This is a genomic window from Aidingimonas lacisalsi (assembly GCF_008079445.1).
GTDB lineage: Bacteria > Pseudomonadota > Gammaproteobacteria > Pseudomonadales > Halomonadaceae > Aidingimonas > Aidingimonas lacisalsi.
Genome location: NZ_VRYH01000011.1, coordinates 14056 through 31819, shown reverse-complemented (window position 1 = coordinate 31819; position 17764 = coordinate 14056). Strand labels below are relative to the sequence as shown.

At 49.9% G+C, this 17764-nt stretch carries 18 protein-coding genes; 7 read left to right on the top strand and 11 right to left on the bottom strand.

Annotated elements, in window-relative coordinates; translation table 11 throughout:
• Positions 1-144 precede the first annotated feature (144 nt).
• Positions 145-1113: a LysR family transcriptional regulator gene (locus FVV99_RS16995; protein WP_148255328.1), complete on the bottom strand. Its 969-nt coding sequence runs from the start codon at positions 1111-1113 to the stop codon at positions 145-147.
• A gap of 399 nt (positions 1114-1512) precedes the next feature.
• Between FVV99_RS16995 and FVV99_RS16990 the strand changes: the two genes are divergently transcribed.
• From FVV99_RS16990 to FVV99_RS16975, 4 genes are all read left to right on the top strand, one after another.
• Positions 1513-2388, top strand: coding sequence for a DMT family transporter (locus FVV99_RS16990; RefSeq protein ID WP_148255327.1), 876 nt, complete (start codon positions 1513-1515; stop codon positions 2386-2388).
• Positions 2389-2948: 560 nt separating this feature from the next.
• Positions 2949-3722: a lasso peptide biosynthesis B2 protein gene (locus tag FVV99_RS19095; protein WP_148255326.1), complete on the top strand. Its 774-nt coding sequence runs from the start codon at positions 2949-2951 to the stop codon at positions 3720-3722.
• A 42-nt stretch (positions 3723-3764) separates the two neighbouring features.
• On the top strand, positions 3765-5453 hold the full coding sequence (locus FVV99_RS16980) for an ATP-binding cassette domain-containing protein (RefSeq protein WP_161599032.1): 1689 nt from the start codon (positions 3765-3767) through the stop codon (positions 5451-5453).
• A 4-nt stretch (positions 5454-5457) separates the two neighbouring features.
• Complete coding sequence (locus FVV99_RS16975) at positions 5458-7038, top strand: asparagine synthase-related protein (protein WP_161599031.1); 1581 nt, start codon at positions 5458-5460, stop codon at positions 7036-7038.
• 239 nt (positions 7039-7277) lie between these two features.
• On the opposite strand, the gene FVV99_RS19090 is transcribed toward FVV99_RS16975, so the two are convergent.
• Positions 7278-7991 carry an acyl-homoserine-lactone synthase gene (locus FVV99_RS19090; protein ID WP_148255323.1) on the bottom strand — a complete coding sequence of 238 codons (714 nt, stop codon included), beginning with the start codon at positions 7989-7991 and terminating at the stop codon, positions 7278-7280.
• 239 nt (positions 7992-8230) lie between these two features.
• Between FVV99_RS19090 and FVV99_RS16965 the strand changes: the two genes are divergently transcribed.
• Together FVV99_RS16965 and FVV99_RS19085 are read left to right on the top strand one after the other, a co-directional pair.
• Positions 8231-8953 (top strand): helix-turn-helix transcriptional regulator, encoded by a 723-nt coding sequence (locus FVV99_RS16965; protein WP_148255322.1) that lies wholly within the window; start codon positions 8231-8233, stop codon positions 8951-8953.
• A 68-nt stretch (positions 8954-9021) separates the two neighbouring features.
• Complete coding sequence (locus tag FVV99_RS19085; RefSeq protein ID WP_407921356.1) at positions 9022-9273, top strand: integrase core domain-containing protein; 252 nt, start codon at positions 9022-9024, stop codon at positions 9271-9273.
• Between the two features lie 13 nt (positions 9274-9286).
• Here FVV99_RS19085 and FVV99_RS16955 read toward each other — a convergent pair whose 3' ends face one another.
• Positions 9287-10186 carry a LysR family transcriptional regulator gene (locus FVV99_RS16955; RefSeq protein WP_161599029.1) on the bottom strand — a complete coding sequence of 300 codons (900 nt, stop codon included), beginning with the start codon at positions 10184-10186 and terminating at the stop codon, positions 9287-9289.
• A 212-nt stretch (positions 10187-10398) separates the two neighbouring features.
• Here FVV99_RS16955 and FVV99_RS16950 point away from each other — a divergent pair, with 212 nt between their 5' ends.
• Entirely contained in the window at positions 10399-11319 is a 921-nt protein-coding gene (locus FVV99_RS16950) for a DMT family transporter (protein WP_161599028.1), read from the top strand.
• A 72-nt stretch (positions 11320-11391) separates the two neighbouring features.
• Here FVV99_RS16950 and FVV99_RS16945 read toward each other — a convergent pair whose 3' ends face one another.
• From FVV99_RS16945 to FVV99_RS16910, 8 genes are all read right to left on the bottom strand, one after another.
• A complete protein-coding gene (locus FVV99_RS16945) occupies positions 11392-11967 on the bottom strand; it encodes a GNAT family N-acetyltransferase (RefSeq protein WP_148255319.1) in 576 nt (191 codons plus the stop codon).
• 26 nt (positions 11968-11993) lie between these two features.
• The gene (locus FVV99_RS16940; protein WP_148255318.1) at positions 11994-12524 is read right to left on the bottom strand and encodes an isochorismatase; all 531 of its coding nucleotides are present in this window, start codon (positions 12522-12524) and stop codon (positions 11994-11996) included.
• An 89-nt stretch (positions 12525-12613) separates the two neighbouring features.
• Positions 12614-14380, bottom strand: coding sequence for a hypothetical protein (locus FVV99_RS16935; RefSeq protein WP_148255317.1), 1767 nt, complete (start codon positions 14378-14380; stop codon positions 12614-12616).
• A 114-nt stretch (positions 14381-14494) separates the two neighbouring features.
• Positions 14495-14908, bottom strand: coding sequence for a hypothetical protein (locus FVV99_RS16930; protein ID WP_148255316.1), 414 nt, complete (start codon positions 14906-14908; stop codon positions 14495-14497).
• A gap of 101 nt (positions 14909-15009) precedes the next feature.
• Positions 15010-15660 carry a hypothetical protein gene (locus tag FVV99_RS16925; RefSeq protein ID WP_148255315.1) on the bottom strand — a complete coding sequence of 217 codons (651 nt, stop codon included), beginning with the start codon at positions 15658-15660 and terminating at the stop codon, positions 15010-15012.
• Between the two features lie 122 nt (positions 15661-15782).
• A complete protein-coding gene (locus FVV99_RS16920) occupies positions 15783-16454 on the bottom strand; it encodes a hypothetical protein (protein ID WP_148255314.1) in 672 nt (223 codons plus the stop codon).
• Positions 16455-16550: 96 nt separating this feature from the next.
• A complete protein-coding gene (locus FVV99_RS16915) occupies positions 16551-16790 on the bottom strand; it encodes a hypothetical protein (protein ID WP_148255313.1) in 240 nt (79 codons plus the stop codon).
• Positions 16791-16891: 101 nt separating this feature from the next.
• The gene (locus FVV99_RS16910; protein ID WP_201745134.1) at positions 16892-17656 is read right to left on the bottom strand and encodes a hypothetical protein; all 765 of its coding nucleotides are present in this window, start codon (positions 17654-17656) and stop codon (positions 16892-16894) included.
• Positions 17657-17764: the final 108 nt, after the last annotated feature.

Here is a 17764-nt window from a genome sequence, read left to right as displayed (position 1 = left end):
ACCGGCTGAAGGACAAGTGGCAAGGGAACTGTACAACACCTCACACGAGCCTGACTCTGAACCGATGACATCGCAATGACAAAACCGAACTACTTTCAATCATATTGCCCAGACAAACATAACTCTGTAACTGACACCCTCACCTCAGCCAAAAATGCCCGCACTTGAGGATTCCGCTGACACATTATGATCACTATATTCATTAACGTTTCGCGGATTCATAGTTGCGGAATGGGCAAGAAAGTCTGCCAACTGCTTGGTAGCGTACTTATCTGTTGCTTGAATCATAACGAGTTCCACCATGGGTAATTCCGGAAAACCTTCTTGCTTGCCTAGAATGATATGTTCGTTCGCAAGCGCACTTGCGGGCAGAACACCGATACCAAGGCCAGCCGACACGGCAGCACGAATATTCTCATACGATGCGCTTACATAGGCACCGTACCCATGCTTACCATTGCGATCCAATGCCGAAAGCGCTGCACTCCTATAGCAACACCCATCAGGAAAGATGACGAGTGGTACTTCAGACATACTTTCAAAAACATGCCGTTGTGCAGCCACCCAATGGAGCGGTTCTCTCCGCAACAGATGACTCCTCCAGCGCTTATCGCTTGGTACAAAATCTTCCAGGCACTTTAGGATGACGAGGTCAAGTCCACTATTGTCAATCTGGTAGAGTAGTTGCGAAGAAAGCGCAGAGACGACTTCTAGACGCAGATTTCGGTTCAGCTCAGCACACCGAGAAATGGCATCATGGAGATCCACAACCTTGAAGTCATCCGGAACGCCAATAAGCAAGCGTCCGGCAATTTCCGGTTGCTTCATGGCACTCACTGCCTCAGACGTTCGAGTCAGAATCTCATTGGCGGCTGGTAGAAATCGTTCACCGTCTGCCGTCAAGCCCATAATGTGGCCTTGGCGACGTTCCAGTAGCTTACACCCCAATATGTCTTCCAGCCGTTTTAAGCTTTGCGTGACAGCAGACTGGCTGCGGTAAAGCTGAAGACCTGCCTGCTGAAATCCCTTGCCTTCGGCTAAAAGTACGAAAGCGCGCAGATGCTCAAGGGTGACACGCCTATCGCCCAAGGGTGACGGTTGACAATCAAACATATAACACTCCGCACGATCATTACCGAATTATCGATGACCCGATTGGTAAAGAACCCAGTTCTTTCGTTTTACACCCGTTCATGGCCATCATCACTTTCCTTCGTCCACCACCCTGAGGTGCTGAGCGCCATGCCGCAACAGGAAAAGACTTGTCCTGTATTGGCTACCCTGGGGCCGCCTTGGTGCAGCAGCTCGTTCAGCAGATCCACCACTTGGGATTCCAGCTACGAATGAGTCCAGAGAGTAGAGTAGAGCCGATCATATAGCTCATCAACGTTCAAAATCAGCCTAACTGATTATGAATATCAAACAATTAATTTCCCATTCCTTCACTCCCCCATCCACCATGTACTCCAAAGGATATAGGCGGGAAGCAAGCTACCGCTTGTAGGAGGCTGAATGAACAATCTTGTGCTAGCCGGCTTAGTCATTATTTTCAGTATGATCTGGAGTTCGGCATTCATTGCTGGAGCCGTTGCGCTCGATGATTTCGACCCTTTCACTCTCCTAGCCATTCGGTTCTTATTAAGCGCACTACTGATGCTTCCTGTTTGCCTTATTAGCGGAGGATTCATAAATAACCGCATCGCCATCAGCCACGGTCTGCTGCTCGGCGTTCTTAACAACGCACTCTATCTTGGGTTGAGTTTTGCTGCGTTGCAAACGGTTCGGCCCCAGGTCGTTATCGTTATTGTGAGCTGCGCACCGCTTGCTACAGGATTGATTTCTGCATGGTGGGGTGTAGAACCACTCTCACCGATAAAGCTACTCGGCGCGGCGCTAGGCTTGGTTGGCGTGGTCGTCATCTCAGGGGTTGCTAGCGGCATAACAATCGATATCTGGGGAGTCCTGATGGCCACAGCAGGCATGCTTGCCTTCGCGAGTGGCACTGTGTTCTTTCGCGGCCGAGGAACAGGCCTTCCCGTCTTGCAAGCCAATTTCTGGCAGTCCATTGCCGGGACCACAGTACTCCTGCCCATAGCCTTAGCGTTCGGGCAGCCGATTGCCATGCCTTCTACCAGTACGATGATTGCCGTTGCGCATTTGGTACTGGTCGTCACCATCGGTGGAATGAGTCTCTGGCTGGTGCTTATTCGAATCAGCGGAGCCGCAACGGCATCAACTTATCACCTTCTCAATCCGTTTTTTGGCGTCCTGCTCGCTTACCTGGTACTGGGTGAGTCATTACGCACTACGGATTTTATCGGAGCAGCGCTGATTGTGATTGGCCTGCTTCTGACTACTCAAGAAAGATGGAGAGAAAAGGAATGTTAACCGGCAATAACGTCCATACCCAGCGACAAAGTGCAGATCGACAAGATGGACAAACAAACTCCACATTCATCGACAGCCGACCAGAAGAAGTTTAATAATTCATAAGTCGCTACCTAGTCACGCTTCACTATCTAGCACTAAATCAAGCCTATCCCTCTTCTCCATGGCTGATCTCGATAACTGGCTGTTAGCTGGCAGGCTAGCAAGTCGCGGACACGTTATGGATCGCAGGGATAGAGCAAGTGTTGCCCGAAGGCGGGTATAAGCCAGCCTATGACTATCCGGATGGATAGGCGCGCAATCTGACCATGCCCGATAACCTCATAGGTGCCGACGTCGGAATTGAAACAAAGCCATACAAGGAGATAGACATGTTGAAGCAAAGTATCGTGAAGCAGCACCTTCCCAGCGTGCTACGTCAAAAGACGTCTACCTTCACAGCGAGCAGTGCAATCCGCGGGACAGGCGGCGGTGCCATTATTGAGGGGACCTATGCCGTTTACCGGGATCCATGGTCCTAAGGGGCGAATGCCCCACCGGCATGCCGTACCCAGTGCGGCATGCCATATCATCACCTCTCTGTTCCGCCCTGTGCGTGCGGCCATCTTCTGCGTAGCAAACCACGGAGCCATGCCATGGAGGTTTATCCCACGTTTAGCCAATATGCTCACTATGTCCTACTTAACGGTGAATTCATCATCCTTGATGAGCGAGCAGACCGTTACGTAGTCCTTGAGGCACCGACCAGCCTAGAACTTGAGTCGGCACTAATAGAGGGTGGTGAACAGTCAGAGGTCGTCCGGGCGCTGCTCGACGTGGGAATACTCGAACTCACCAGCCAGCGGCAGACGATCCGGAGAGTGTCCGTACGCGAGCATGGGATTGGCGACTATGAGTGGCGGTTTGCTCGCCAATTCCACCAGACCGCCCCAGCTAAAGGGATACGCCTTCGCGTACTGCAGACTTTGCTTTGGACGAAGGCTTTGCTATCGACGAGGGGATTTCACACCGCGATGAATAGCCTGCGTGCATTAAAAGCGACACGCGCGGATTCGATATACTTACCGCCGGAATCCAGTGAGCACAAGCGAATTTGCGCGAGCGCTGCTGCAGCCATAGCAGAGGTAGCACTCTGGGTACCTTATCGTGTGGAGTGTCTGGAGTATTCCATGTCGCTGTCACGACTACTTCTTTCACACGGTATCTGTCCCACGTTCCGCATAGGAGTTCAGCGGTACGATTTCTTATCACACGCTTGGGTTGAAGTCGGAGGACAAGTGCTAGGCGATGACCCGAACTTACCCGAGAGAATGTGTCCGATCGTTGAAATCTAGATCACAGAGCCAGCTATGAAAGCTACGTATCCATTATCCTATGTGACGACCTATCGGCGCGGGCTCGAGCTGGTCCGCTCACGCTATCCGCGATTTTTTGTCCATCTCATACTGGTGCTGCTGCTCATGATCAGCATAGCGGCGGTGGGCGCAGCGGTTCCCTATTTGCTACGGCAGACAACCAACCTCTTAGTAGAGGAGTCGGGTGAGGCGGTAGTGGGCATGATCTATGTCTTCGCTACTGCCTATGCGGTCGGCTGGACGTTGAGCAACATGATGGAGTGGGGAAAGAATCTCGCGAGTTCCTACGTGATGGCCAGGTGCGATGCGGCCGTTTATTCGAGTGTTGTGCGACGTCTCTTGCGCTTGCCTTACCAAGCACAGCATCAACTCGATACAGGTGTGGTCATGGCGGATGTGAACCGCGCAATGAGCAGCTTTGGCCTGATCAACCACGCCATTTTCTGGACCATCGCTCCTGTGATCATCCAGCTCTGCTTCGTCTTCGGTATTCTCTGGCAGGTGATCAACCTTACCTTCGCGGTCGCCTTCATCCTGGCCATCGTTGTGCTCTTCGTGCTGACCTACCGAATTGCCGATATGACAACCCGCATCCACAAGAACTTCTACCAGACGCATACGCAACTGAGTGAATTCCTTGCGGAGCGCCTACGCGCCCTGTACGACATCAAGATCAACCTCGCTGCTGAACATGAAGAACGCACGCTCGAGCAGCATCTGCGCACCTACGTTCACACGGTATACGGGACCCATGCGAAGCTCAGCGGCTTGATGGGTGGACAAGTTCTCGCTGTGGGCCTCGTGCTGGGTGGGTTCACGCTCTATACCGTCAGCGAAACGCTACGCCAGCGTTATCAAGTCGGCGATTTCATCATGATCACGAACTATGTGGTTCAACTCACCTCCCCGTTCGTCATGATCGCGGCGGCGTTGATCGACCTCAAGAAGAACTACGTCGCCCTCGGTGACGGCCTTAGGTATCTCGACCTGCCGACCGAGCCCCAGGCCGCATCCGATATCACCCTTGATCATCAGCAGCCTGTATTCACGCTACGTTACGTTACCCTACGCGCCGATGACGCCACTTCCGCCATGCCGCTCAGTGCGGAAATTCAGGCGGGCAAGATGTACGGTGTGCGCGGCCCATCCGGAAGCGGAAAGTCCACGCTGTTGAGGACCCTGCTGGGGCTCGAGCCTCAGGCGGCCGGTGAGATCCTTTTCCACGGTGTCAGTGTTCGCCAACTTTCTCCGGAGGACATCCTTGGCGAAGTGAGCGTAGTTCCCCAAGCGCCGCTGATTTTTAGCGGTAGCGTTCGCGAGAATTTACTGTACGCGCACCCTCAGCCCGTCTCTGACCAGGAGCTGCTGGCACTCGTCGAACTCCTGGATCTAAAACGGATCGCCGGTGAAACCTCTGGCGAAGGTGTGCTGGATCGGGATGTCGGCGTACAGGGAAGAAATCTTTCCGGTGGAGAGCAGCAGCGCATCGCCATTGGCAGAGCTCTACTGCGCGGCACACGCACCATGATACTTGATGAACCCACAGCAGCGCTGGATAGTGTCCGCGAGATTCAGCTCATGCAGACGCTAAGAGCACGCGTTGAGACCCTGATCGTAGTAAGCCACCGTGAGCAGGTGCTTGCGCTTGCCGATGAGTTCATTGATGTCGGACCGTGCAACACGCCGACTTTGGCGGAGCAAGGGAGCTAAGCTTATGTCTTTGGTGCACTCACCGGATGGACTACGTGATAGCGGCAATAACCCTTGCACGGAATATGTTGCGCACCACCTCATCGGGCGTGTCCCGCTGTTGATAAGCCTCGATGACAACTCGATTACACCTACACCAGCGCAAGGGCAAAGCATGTCCAGCGAGATGGCGCCAAGTCGCACGGCTCGCGCCCCGTATGTCGAAGCCGAGGGCGGCAAAATAAGGGTACGGAATCCGTTGGGTAGTTGCCGCGAGGTCTATTTACGAACGACGTCTTCGAGTGTATTGGTCGGAAGCACACTTGAGGAGGTGCTTGAGAAGGGAACTAACACACCAGCACCTGAGAAGATTGTCGCGCACCTGAATAACGACCGTGAACTGGGTTTCTCAGTTTGGCGAGATGTGCATGTCATCCCCGCCGGCGGAGTGGCTCACCTTCAGCGTGGAGGAGCGCTCCACATCGCCTCGGAATTAGACTCAATGCAAGACGTCAGCAATGCCGCTGGAGATCCGGCTGCGATACTTGAAGAATTGCTTCAACGAGAGTCAATTACAGAGCGTTTCGGCGTTTCGTTCTCGGGCGGATGTGATTCGACGTCTTTGCTCTATGCCGCTGCTGCTGTATACGGGGTAGAGCAGCCTGTGGCCTGTACTTGGTACTTCCCTGGCGGAAGTGCGCACGATGACGCGAAGATTGCCTCGGCTATTGCCGACGAACTCGGAGTCGAGCACTTCTCTTTAACGCTTTCGGAGGATTTGCTCTTTCGTCCGATCCAGCGCCCTCTACCTGCAGCTCCTTCGACTGCACTCGCCTTCCAGGCCGTAATCTATCGGCTCACGGAGGAACTATCGATACGAACCAAGACACGGCCAGTGACGATTCTAGATGGCCATGGTGGCGACCATATCTTTCTCGACCCTGTGCCGGTGGCAACGCTACGAGGTACCTTGCGTAGTCAACCTTCGGTATTCGCCCGGAAACTTAGGCATTACGCTCAATTGTACTCGGTTAGTTATATCCGGGTGTTGCGAGCAATGATGAAGACATCTCCAAATCCGGTTAATAAGTTCCTCCGAAAGGAAGTAAGTACGGGCTTCCGTCAAGATCGTCCCTCGCTCACAGCAGCGAGAAATGAGCCTTTAAGGCGCGCATGGATGCAAGATGCTATCAGCGAGAACAGCTATCGTGTCATCTGCGATGAACGAGCGCAGTATTTGAGGCCATTTACTCAAGATGAAATGCTTCGTTACGCCCTATCGCTTCCTACAGACGCACTTTATGATCAAAATCACACGCGCCTGCCTTTCCGGCAGAAAGTCGCGAAACACTATAATACAACTGCCGTTTTTCGACGCAGGAAAGGCTCGGTTACCGGGGCTTTTCAGAAAGCATTATGGAACAATCGAGCGTATCTGGAAGCGCTGGTCCTCGAGGGACAGCTCGCTCAGTGGGAACTTATCGACCGTAAAAGGTTTAGAGAAGTGTATAACCAGACGGCACTAGGCTGTGGTGGATTTGACCACGATCTTCTTAAGCTCCTTACCACTGCGCTACTCATAGACGCTTACCAAAGGCTGTTGTAGTTCGGAACATTTGGCTGACATCTCCACTCTCCCCAGGTACTGTTCGTCACCCATAACCTGGACTTTGCATACTCATGCGATGTAGTGATCGGGCTGCAGGATGGCCAAGTTCGATTAGGAACACCGGATGACCTAAAGGAAGGTAAGCTCACTACTCGCTTGCCGCAAGAAACCAGTTCAACCTGAAGCGATTGCCTTCACCACAGCCAATTATTCGGGAGTGGCGGCATCGTAGCGCTTCAGCACGACCTGCTTTCCGCTATGGCGAACCTAGCCTGTGCCGCCGTTGCTAGAAACGCAGGGCGTCGTTTGGCAATGAGCGACTCAGTACTCGACCGAAATTCTTCCCAGTTCAGAGTAGCGAAAACCGGTGCATCCCGATCACACTGACATGAATGATGTAGCCATGACCGGCAAGGGAGGCCTTGTAGCTTCAGGGCGCGAAGTGCACGGAGAGTAACGATCATGTGCACTGTGTCGATCTGGTTGAGTACACAGAGAGCATACAATAGCTGGCAAACCAAACCGGCGGCAGTCTGCCCACCCGAGAAGACGGTACGCCGGAATGCAGGCGCAACGACCAGGCGTGATACTTCGCAGGCGCCGGGACATCGTAGGACACAGTCTGGTGGTACGACGTCAGCAAAGACACTACTAATCATCCAAGGCGCTCCATATGGATGAACTCGTAGATACGCGGCTAATTGATTCTGGGCCAGAACTCCAAGGTGCCAGACGCTGGCATCAAAAACGTCGACCTCTTGCAACTGCCCCGGATGACCAACCCATCCAAGCTCACCACAGAAGACCTCGGCTCTAAGTTCGAACGCTTGGGCTAATCGACTGCTGCGCAACGGGAACTCAAGACGGTAACCGTGGCGATCCAGCGTGACTGCAGTAACATCACCATGACTCGAGCAAGGCAATTGCGCTGTTTCGGTACCAATCGCCATACTGCCCCCATATATCTCGTATCCAGCATTAGCTTCGCCTTCAACGAAAGGACAGGCTACTAACCGGATGGACAGGGTGGCTGGGAGCCAGCCACATAGACGATTGATTTATAGGTAACTAGCAGCTCGGGTCGACGTTCGTACAACACAGTCATGGAGGCTACTGATTATCATTTACATTAAAAACGGGCGCGCTATACTAGGATAGCTCTCGAACGTCAGAGGGAGTTGATAAAGCCATGCCCAATGACATTGATCAAGCCCCCCTTGTTGGCCTCATTGAGCACATGAGAAGCTGCCTGGCATATCCTGATCGGGGCATTCCGGACACACTTGGCTGGCTGCGTGATGTCACCTGTTGTGATGGCATCATTCTTTGTCAGGTCAGGCTCTCACCCGCTTCTTCAATCAGGCACATTGCTAACCACAACTACCATCCAGAATGGATTCAAACATATCTAGCACAAGACTTCGGCACGATCGATCCAGTCATCCGGTATGCATATTTAGCCTCAAATATTTACTCTTGGGAGGACGCGTATAAACACTTTGAGGATTGTTGCCCGGCTACCTTTTTTGAAACGGCCGCGCACTATGGTCTGCACGCCGGATTCGCGTGTAGATTTTATCAAGATAACTCAAAAATAATGACGGTCTGTTCCCTATGTGTCGAAAGTAATGTGCTGAAACCGACGGCACGCTGGGTCCTTTACAACGCCATGCCAGCACTACATACGGCAACGAACGGCATGGAAAAGAATAAGAGTATACGACCACTATCACTGCGTGAATCAGAAGTATTGAAGTGGGCAAGTGAAGGAAAAACGGTATGGGAAATTGGAATGATCCTCTGCCTTTCCGAAGGAACGGTAAAATTCCATCTCCGCAACATCTATAGAAAACTAGATGTAACCAACCGGGCTCAAGCTATAGCCACTGCTGCACATCAGGGATTAATTTGAGTTAGCACTGCACTTACAGTTTTAAAATCAAATAAAAACTTTCATGACGAACCAAGAACATTAGGGGTGTGATATACGGAAAGTTCGCGCCCCTTGCCCTTTCTGTGGACTTTGAATCGGGATGGCGTGACCATGTCGCCACTTCCAAAGGGGCCACTTCAGCGGATCAAGCATCCGTGACGCATATCTTTTACGCGGCCTTGAAGGAGGTGTGTATCTGGCTGAATCGGTTCGAGTCGCTGGGACAAGCCAGGGCAGTGATCAACCACTGGATCCGGTGCTACAAAGGAGAACGACCACATCAGTCTCTGGGCTGTTAATGCGGGCTAGGCATTACGCCTGCGAATCGCCCAGATGAAATCCGCTATTAGCCACTGCCAGCCTGGCTATCCGCTCGACCGATGGAGAAAAGGCGGGAGAAAGATAGGTAGCGACAAAAGACAGAGAATCAAATGCTGGCTGGACTTCCAATTCCTGTAGCAGATTATCGCCGGCAAACAGGTCCGGAGGTAGCAATGCAACACCGGCACCCTCGCTTACCAACCGCGCCGTAACACTCATCGTATTGCAGTAGGTCAGGCGATCAGGGCGAATGCTCTGCATATCAAGCCAGCGAAATTGGTCAGCATACAAGCGCGATCCGGGAGAGAGGCTCAGGATGGATCGCCGAATTAAATTCATGGTATCCAATGTCGACATTCGTTGCACCAGGTCGGAAGGTGCCATCCAGGCAATAGACGCCTGGCCAAGACTGTGTCTGATAACCCGTTGTTGAAGTTGATCATCAGGAACCAAAGCAAGATCTGTTGTGCCGTTGCACAATTTCTTCCAGGTTTTCTCTGTAATATCGACGTCGATATCGAGCTCGATATTCGGCATGACGCGTTGCACATCTATCGTAAAATCAGCGAGCCACCAAAGCGCTATAGTTTCGGTACATCCTACTCGAATTCGGCCAGTTGCCTCTTCCCCATCCTCGAAGAATAATGACAGTTCATCGCGCAAGGCGAGAATACGCTCTGCGTACCCGATCAATTCGCGACCAGCAGCAGTGAGCGTAATCGGTCGCTTTCCCCGCTGGAATACGACGGTGCCAATACGTTGCTCCACTTCAGCGACGCGCATGGAAATATTGGGTTGTGTCGTATTGAGCCTGTCCGCAGCTGCGCCGTACGAACCGAGCCTATAGATCCAATAGGCCGTCTCAAGATGTCGGAATTCGAGTCGCATCATTATTACTGATCTCCGTGTATAAAAACAGTTGATTTCCATATGCGCTTACTACAGAGCAGAATGAGATCTGCATGATCCAATAATAGCAATGAACACAGAGGTTTGAATAATTTAAGTAGGTGACGCAGGTACTTTCCCACTACTCGCCCACCGCTCTGCAGCGATTATTTCGAGCCTTGTAGAGCAACTAAAAGACCGCCAAGGAATAAATGATGAATCATAGCGAACTGTTGGTCAGCTCAATTTCTCGCTTGATTGGCCGTGGGACCGGTTTCATCTTCGCCGGAGTTATCCTCGGAGGTGGACTATCGTGGCCACTCATGAAAATGGCCCTTGAAAACATTTCTCCTCAGGCCTTTTTGATATGGCGTCTCGCCTTTGCCACCATCAGTGCTTTCGTACTGGTAAAAATGACTCGTCAGTTTCGTTTCCCCGGGCGCGAGGACTGGTTTCCCATTATTTCGGTGGCCTGCCTGCAAATGGGGGCATTCCTCTGGTTGATCACGATCGGCGTCACCATGGTCCCGGCCGGACGCGCAGCACTGCTGGCTTATACCAGTCCAATCTGGATGATACCTCTGGCGGTTGTATGGCTGAATGAAAAACTTGATCGCTCCGTCATTGCAAGTCTAGTCTTCGGGCTTGCCGGTTTGGCGTTCCTGTTTCTGCCGTCTACTCATACTTTATCGAATACACAAGCCTTGCTTGGTAACGGTTTACTGTTGCTTGCAGCCGTTGTCTGGGCATTTCAAATAGCCCTTCTGCGACGCTACCCTTCCGGGTGGTCGACATTACAGCTTCTGCCATGGCAACTCCTGGTTGCTACTCTTGGGCTGTCATCACTGACGATCGGTTTCAGTGACGTCTCTTTGCTTCAAGGCCTAGATATTCGAAGCCTGATGGTGACTACCTACGTCGGTATTATTTCCACGACCTTCGTCTTTTGGGGTATGTTGCACATTGCCCGAACCATGCCAGCAATTTCTAGCACGGTCAGTTTTCTCGGGATACCGGCGGTTGGATTGTTAAGCTCCGTATTGCTGTTGTCGGAGAGGCTGGATTTCGGGCTTGTGGCCGGATTTGTCCTGATCGCCGTTGCCGTTTTCATTCAGTCAAAGACTTCGCGATCTTGACCCAAGCTTCGATACCTTTTCCATGGCAAAGGCGCAGCCACAACGAAAAGGCCGTCGCTGTGCCTGCGCTTGTTAAGAGGCGATCTGCTTGCACATGACATCGACCGTCACTCCCTTGTATTCGCATCGCTCCATATGACGCCAGCCGAGCTTCTCATAAAGTCGTGAGGCGAACTCGGTGTAGAGATACCAGGTATTAGCATGTGAACGAATTGCTTCATCTTCGCACCGAGCAATCAATTCCGTTGCTATCCCTTGATGCCGGAAGCCCTCTTTGACATAAACGGCTGCTAACCAAGGGGATAAATCCGGCTTTGTGTCCATATCGTTCTGTACTAGCGCAGCCGAACCAACGAGCTGACTTCCTGATACTGCAATAAAGATTGCAGGGATACCCTCTCGACCTGCAGACTCAGCGATTGCTTCGGCGCGCCCTTCCAGAGTGAGCGACGGGTTCAAATGCTTCCACTCTGCATGGTGAAGCTCCGCCAACTCTGCAATGAATTCCTTCTTATCAGCCAAAGGAACGATTTCCACAGTCTTTGCCTCGTAATGCTGAAGCTCAGTTGCAAGCCTGCGCCAACCTACGAATAAGGCGCTTGAAACGCCACCCGTCCAGGCGGGCAAAGCCCTCGGCAGGCGTGTCATCTGCAACGTTGGGCCATACGGTGCAGTTACACGTCTGCGGAAAAGTGGCGGCTGCAGTATCCATCCAGGTCGGCTCCTTCCTCGCTTGCCAGGACACAATCAATCCATGCCTCACGCTCGAAGGACAGCACCTTAAGCTCCCACACGCATGCCCCGATGCCTGTCTGGCTCACGTCCGCAAATTCCGGGTTGGTCGTGTCGCGGGAGAAGTACACATGGTGTTGCAGCATATTTTCGCCAGTCCACCAGTCGAGAAGCACAAAACAACCTTCGCGTGCTTCGTGGACGATCATGACGGCCACGCCATAGCGGTCGAGGGAGTCGAACGGCTCGTTACCGTCATCACTACCAGCGCTTCCGTTGAGCTGTACAGGAGGGGTTGGCAACGCCTTGCTGGCAAGCTCTCGTGCGGTCTGCACGAGCGTCGCATTCGGGGTGTCGCCTTGTGCTGAAATGCCGTAGGTCTTGACGCGCCACCCATCGATGATCGCAAGTTCGAGAAACCGAATTGGTCGCGTGGCATAAGAGCCCGCAAAACCGAGGTTAACGCTTTGCATGAAACGGTCCTGGTGATTAATAACGCTTTGCTCACTGGTAAATTAGGAGCGTAGCGAGTAATTTATCCTTGTGCAGCAAATTGTTAGGGCTATGGCTTGCAGAGAATATGAGCTTGGACTCCGAAATCCTTGCATGAACTTATAAAGGTATTAATCAACCAAATCAACTGCACATAATGTGGCTTACACTTCTGCCCCTTAGACAGCTTTTGCAACTCACCCCGCAGCTTTGTTTTCTCCAAGAAAGGAGTTGCCAGAACTATTTTCTTTATTGAGTTAGGGTTCTGCTCAATAACATCCAGAGCTTGCTCTAGCTCTGACCAGTTTCTGGCACCATCAACCCTCTTAATTTTGGTACCCTCATAGTCTTTATACCACTCATTATCATATTTAATCTTATACAAACTTTTTTCGGCTTGGGTTCGCCCTATATTCTTTAACGCTTGTGCGACCACCTCATGGAACGCGCTTGCGCCATAAGAATCTTTTTTAGTGAACTTGGAGTGAACAAAGGTTATCGAAGGTGTAGCGCTAGACTTGTCAATAGCAATATGATCAGCCCACTCATCATTCATATCGTCACATATTACAATATCATGTTTATTACAATAATTATCCTCCACAGCTCTGAATAGAGATTTATCCGGAAATCTAGTTAAACTTGCATCGTGCGGCTTTTCTTTTTCACTTGTCACGTTACTAAAGTCATAACTTTCGTCAAACACATTAAGAATAGATTGAATGTTACCCAAAAGTTTTTTGTCTTCAAAGCATGATTTTGAAAAATAGGAGTAATTTGGAGAATCAAACACTGCAGAAAAAGGTTTGTTCTTATTTATAAAAGACCCAACGGTGTAATCTGGCAGTCCATTTTCAATAACCGAAACCTGATCAAGAATTCTGTTTCTAACAGTTATTACATTTTTTGAATAGCCAACTTTTCCCGCCAAAGCTATACCTTTGGCTTTCAGAACTTCCCCATCAACCAGCATCGGAGCCTTTAACTGGTTGAAAAATCTGTTAATCTCTCTCGTACTAAATTGTGTCCCGTCATTTTTCTGCAAGACCGCAACCCCAGAAGCTACTTTACTTTCAATCTCACTCAAATCAAATAGGATAGCTACAACTTTATAGCCCCTGTCCATAACATCCTTAAGTTGAACAGGCGAGGCAAAATTACTTATAAACTCACTTGAATTTTTTGTTGATTTTATTTCTTCTTTCACCTCAAACGCCCAATCAATCCAATCGTTAAAATTAGACTTTTTATCTCGATTACTCACTCTTGAAATACTCGGAGTCAAAGTATACGACTCTTGGCCGATATTCATTCTAAAATTACTAGGAATTGACCTACTTGATGATGTGGAAGGCAGAATACCATTTAAACTTTTCGCTTCCAACGAACGGGACCTAATAACAGCATTGGAGATGCTCATGTTTTTCATCGTTACCCGCTCGTATTCTGGATTTTTATCTCCATGGAAATGACAAAATTTCTCATAGTCATATTCCTCAATGAATCTAGGAAAGTACTTCTCTGGCGAATCAACGTACTTTTTCAGGATTGTCAATGCATCATCAAATTCAATTAACAACAAATACGCATACTTATGTTCTTTTGTGGATGTCCCCTCCAAAAAGGAGGGTTCAGCCTCAATTTTATATGACATTATAGAGTAAGTAGCTTTATTCCCGGAGCTTGTTATATGACTTTCTTTTATCTCATTTATCAGATAATTGCCAATACGATTTTTGGAAATGTCTTTAAATGCATCAGCCACTGATTTTTTACTTAACTGTTTTTTCAAACTATAAAACTGTGCATTTTTGCTTAAGCTCAAATTTCCTATCATTTTGAAAAAACCTTTTGTTGAGTGCGCTGATTGCCCTAACGCCAGTATTAAGCGGTGCCCGACTAGGGCGTCCGGCGGACGGCCGCTAGGCCGGTAGTAAACTTGAATAACTGGTTAAGAGGCAATACCGCCCCCGTTGACCGCGCTCGTAATTGCCAGGGAAATGAGAGTACTAACAGCATCTGAAGCCTTGGAACGACTAAAACTCGAAAGTCGTTCACCGATGGACGCCGTACCCTCCAGCGATTTAGGCACCCTGCGTAACGTTTCTAAACCCTTCTCACTAAGAACTACATCGAACTCTGCACACCCATCATCAGAAAGGTCCTGTGTGACCCAGATGTATCCGGCAGTTTCCAGCCATTCCACTGTACTGTAAAAGTACTCCATGAAATTGAAAGAACCCTCGAAATCGTCTTCTTCGATTGTCTCTTTGAGAAATTGCTCGGGCCGGATTCGGAAAGGGACCGGGAACTCGTCGTAGAGTTTGCCAAATAGGAGACCGACCAATGTATTGAACTTGTCCATTAACAGTGAACTCCGTGGCTTATTTACCTCTTAACGCCCTGACTCAGAGGCCATTTTGGATGCGCAACCGAGCCGGGAAAACGGTCTGCTACAGTCCCTGGTCAAGCGTTCTTCAGAGGGTTAAATTTTTCCAAATAGGACTTTATGTCCATTCGTATTTCATGAACAGCTTCTTCGACCTGGCTAACACCGCAGCCTTGTTTATATAGCTGATCATTTATTTTGTTAGACACCCAAGCATAATTCATTTCTAGAGAGTCATTGTGTTTCCCTTGTGCCAAGAGATCTCGATACTCGGTGATTTCACGAAATGTGACCGAGTGATGAACATCAAATCTGTTTTGCAGTAAGTCGACGATTTTTGATCGTATCTCTTCCGGAAGGAAAGGGTCTGATTTGTATTCGCGGATCATCGACATAAGCCTTCTCTCAAGGTCGCTTACCCTCACACCTCCAGGAAACTCGCCCATTTCCAATATTTTCTCTTTATGCTCAATAAATTCATTGTTTATCTCTTCAATCGTATCTTTTATGCGATCGCCCTTTGTCCAATGATTCTCACTATTCTCATCAAATTCAGAAAACAAAGAATCAGAGGCCTTAATCAGAGCATCAATAACGTGCTTGTGATACTCAGTATTAACAGAATTGAGAAGAGTATCCTTTGCCTTCAAGTAGGTAAGCACGGTCACTGAGGCTATCGCTAAATAGAATCCGATTTGCGTGAGTTTTACGTAATCGTCAATGGTCATCTACGCTCCCTACTCGATACTCTTAACGCATAGCGTAACCGGACGGCCTACCCGCAGCGAATGCGGAGGGTAGGCTGGTCCGAGTTGACGCTCTTGTTGGGCGATGGTGATCGCTCTGCATGTCACTCGCAATCACATTCTTCGGCGTCATCCGTCTTCGCCTCTTCCTTGGAGAGTGCTCCGATTATTTTGTCTATGCGAGCCTGCATTGCCGCGAACCAGTCCGCGTGCCATATATGCCTAGCCAACGACCGCACCTGTAGAACCTTGAAGTTTAGAAAATCCATCCAATCCGGATTTCCCATATAGCTGGAATAGTGGGCATACGAGAACATTAACTGTATCTTTCGGTTTAAATCTTTCTCATATATGTCAGACGGGGATTCGTAGACCTTGTAAACATATGAGTTTTCATTGCGCCTCATTAGGCTTGATGAAAATGGGTAAAAGATCACGGCGACCTCGCCGAAAACCCCTTGAACAAGATGTAAAGCACATCCGCCCTCCACATCTAATGCCTCGCGGCTCTTCGAGCGAAAGTCAATTTCGCCAGTAGGATGATTTCCCCAGAACAAAGTAATATAACATGGCGGCACAAGCCGGCCTTGTTCATCTCGTTCTGTACGGCGCACATAGAGATTCTCAAACAATCCCTCCTCTTTGGAGAGATTGACGACCTCTTCGAAGATTCTACTGGCTTCGTCTTCGAAATCGGACCATCGACGCCTTCTTTCACTCACCGCCTTCCCACCACGTTGAAACTTACTCGCTTCCTTCTTTATTTGCTCATTCATAGACGAATCTCATTTCCGCCCAACGCGGAGCGAAGCGGCGGCCCGTCAGGGACGTCCGCCTTACGCGAATTGTTAGCTTAATGGCTACTTGGCAACTCAGAGAGCTTTAGCCGCTTCAAGAACCTCGATGAACTCATTTGTATGGGTATTAAGGTTGCATTTTGGGTTACTATCTCGGCATACCCCACCAGAATCCCACATAGCCTTCAGAACACCTGCTGGCGCATCAATGGTTCCAACAATAAAATCAGTGCTGCCTGTATTAATTCCAGATATTGTCGCGGGAAACCCGCCAACGGTAGTGGTAGTCATTGGTTCAATTGTGAAAACTGGCACTTTCTATTCCTCCGTTTGTTGGTTTTTTGAAAAACTAACGCTTGCGGTAACCGGATTGGAGCCGCGCAGCGGCGGAGGACCGGTCGCCGTGCAGTCGATTGTTAGCTCTTGTCCTTTCTGTCGATCATAAGAGAGCTCGGCGCAAACGTCTCGCAAAAGACTTCTGCACCAAACTTGATCGCCAATGCGGCCGCACTAGCAGCGATCATTGCCACAGTAATGCTGGCGGAGTTAAATGCCGCCACTATGGCTCCGGCAATATACTTTTTATCGTAGACAACCGATAATCCTTGGCTCCATGCTTTGTAGATATCACTATCAGGGCTGCACACGGCTCTCCAGGCAACTCGCTTTAATGCAGAACTTGCACGTTTCCCAAGGGCTTCTTTGTTCTCAACTGTTATTGGAGGTGGAAGCATTTTCCTGTCGGGGCCTGGAAGCCGGAAAGTGTAGGCATCTCTGACATCCTTAAGTAAATCGACTGATCGTTGCGGAACGGCACGCCCCATTTCGAGATATATTTGGTTCTCGGATTTCGTCATCACAAGCTGAACTGACTGTTGATCAACTTCGGCCAGATCAAGCTTCTCTGATGACTCCTCCTTCAAACCCACTAAGATGCTTTCCTCTTCGAGTCTCTCAATTAGGCGCTTGTGAAACTGCTCCCTTCTATCTGCAGACTTAATGTTGTTGATGTTCTTTACAGCTCTGACAATCATGTCCCGAGCCTTTTCCAAGTTGCCCCCTCGCAGATAGCAAATTGCCAAAAGAGAGGTAGCTTCAAGGTTTAGCCGTGTTCTGGAACTACTTTTTTGTATCGTTCCCTCAAACCCCATCTTCGCGTACGTGAGGCTGCCGGCTTCCATTGCAGTCTCATAAAGCCAATTTTTAGCTTGTAGAACGCGAGTTTCGTGACCTGTGGGCCGTAATAATTCTTGAATTTGGGCTGTTATCCTCTTGGCACGATTAAGATC

Bases quoted from the DNA above. Each gene is read 5' to 3' on its own strand.
- FVV99_RS16995 (WP_148255328.1), bottom strand. From the start codon at position 1,113: ATGTTTGATTGTCAACCGTCACCCTTGGGCGATAGGCGTGTCACCCTT.
- FVV99_RS16990 (WP_148255327.1), top strand. From the start codon at position 1,513: ATGAACAATCTTGTGCTAGCCGGCTTAGTCATTATTTTCAGTATGATC.
- FVV99_RS19095 (WP_148255326.1), top strand. From the start codon at position 2,949: ATGCCATATCATCACCTCTCTGTTCCGCCCTGTGCGTGCGGCCATCTT.
- FVV99_RS16975 (WP_161599031.1), top strand. From the start codon at position 5,458: ATGTCTTTGGTGCACTCACCGGATGGACTACGTGATAGCGGCAATAAC.
- FVV99_RS19090 (WP_148255323.1), bottom strand. From the start codon at position 7,991: ATGGCGATTGGTACCGAAACAGCGCAATTGCCTTGCTCGAGTCATGGT.
- FVV99_RS16965 (WP_148255322.1), top strand. From the start codon at position 8,231: ATGCCCAATGACATTGATCAAGCCCCCCTTGTTGGCCTCATTGAGCAC.
- FVV99_RS16955 (WP_161599029.1), bottom strand. From the start codon at position 10,186: ATGATGCGACTCGAATTCCGACATCTTGAGACGGCCTATTGGATCTAT.
- FVV99_RS16950 (WP_161599028.1), top strand. From the start codon at position 10,399: ATGAATCATAGCGAACTGTTGGTCAGCTCAATTTCTCGCTTGATTGGC.
- FVV99_RS16945 (WP_148255319.1), bottom strand. From the start codon at position 11,967: ATGACACGCCTGCCGAGGGCTTTGCCCGCCTGGACGGGTGGCGTTTCA.
- FVV99_RS16940 (WP_148255318.1), bottom strand. From the start codon at position 12,524: ATGCAAAGCGTTAACCTCGGTTTTGCGGGCTCTTATGCCACGCGACCA.
- FVV99_RS16935 (WP_148255317.1), bottom strand. From the start codon at position 14,380: ATGATAGGAAATTTGAGCTTAAGCAAAAATGCACAGTTTTATAGTTTG.
- FVV99_RS16930 (WP_148255316.1), bottom strand. From the start codon at position 14,908: ATGGACAAGTTCAATACATTGGTCGGTCTCCTATTTGGCAAACTCTAC.
- FVV99_RS16925 (WP_148255315.1), bottom strand. From the start codon at position 15,660: ATGACCATTGACGATTACGTAAAACTCACGCAAATCGGATTCTATTTA.
- FVV99_RS16920 (WP_148255314.1), bottom strand. From the start codon at position 16,454: ATGAATGAGCAAATAAAGAAGGAAGCGAGTAAGTTTCAACGTGGTGGG.
- FVV99_RS16910 (WP_201745134.1), bottom strand. From the start codon at position 17,656: ATGGAAGCCGGCAGCCTCACGTACGCGAAGATGGGGTTTGAGGGAACG.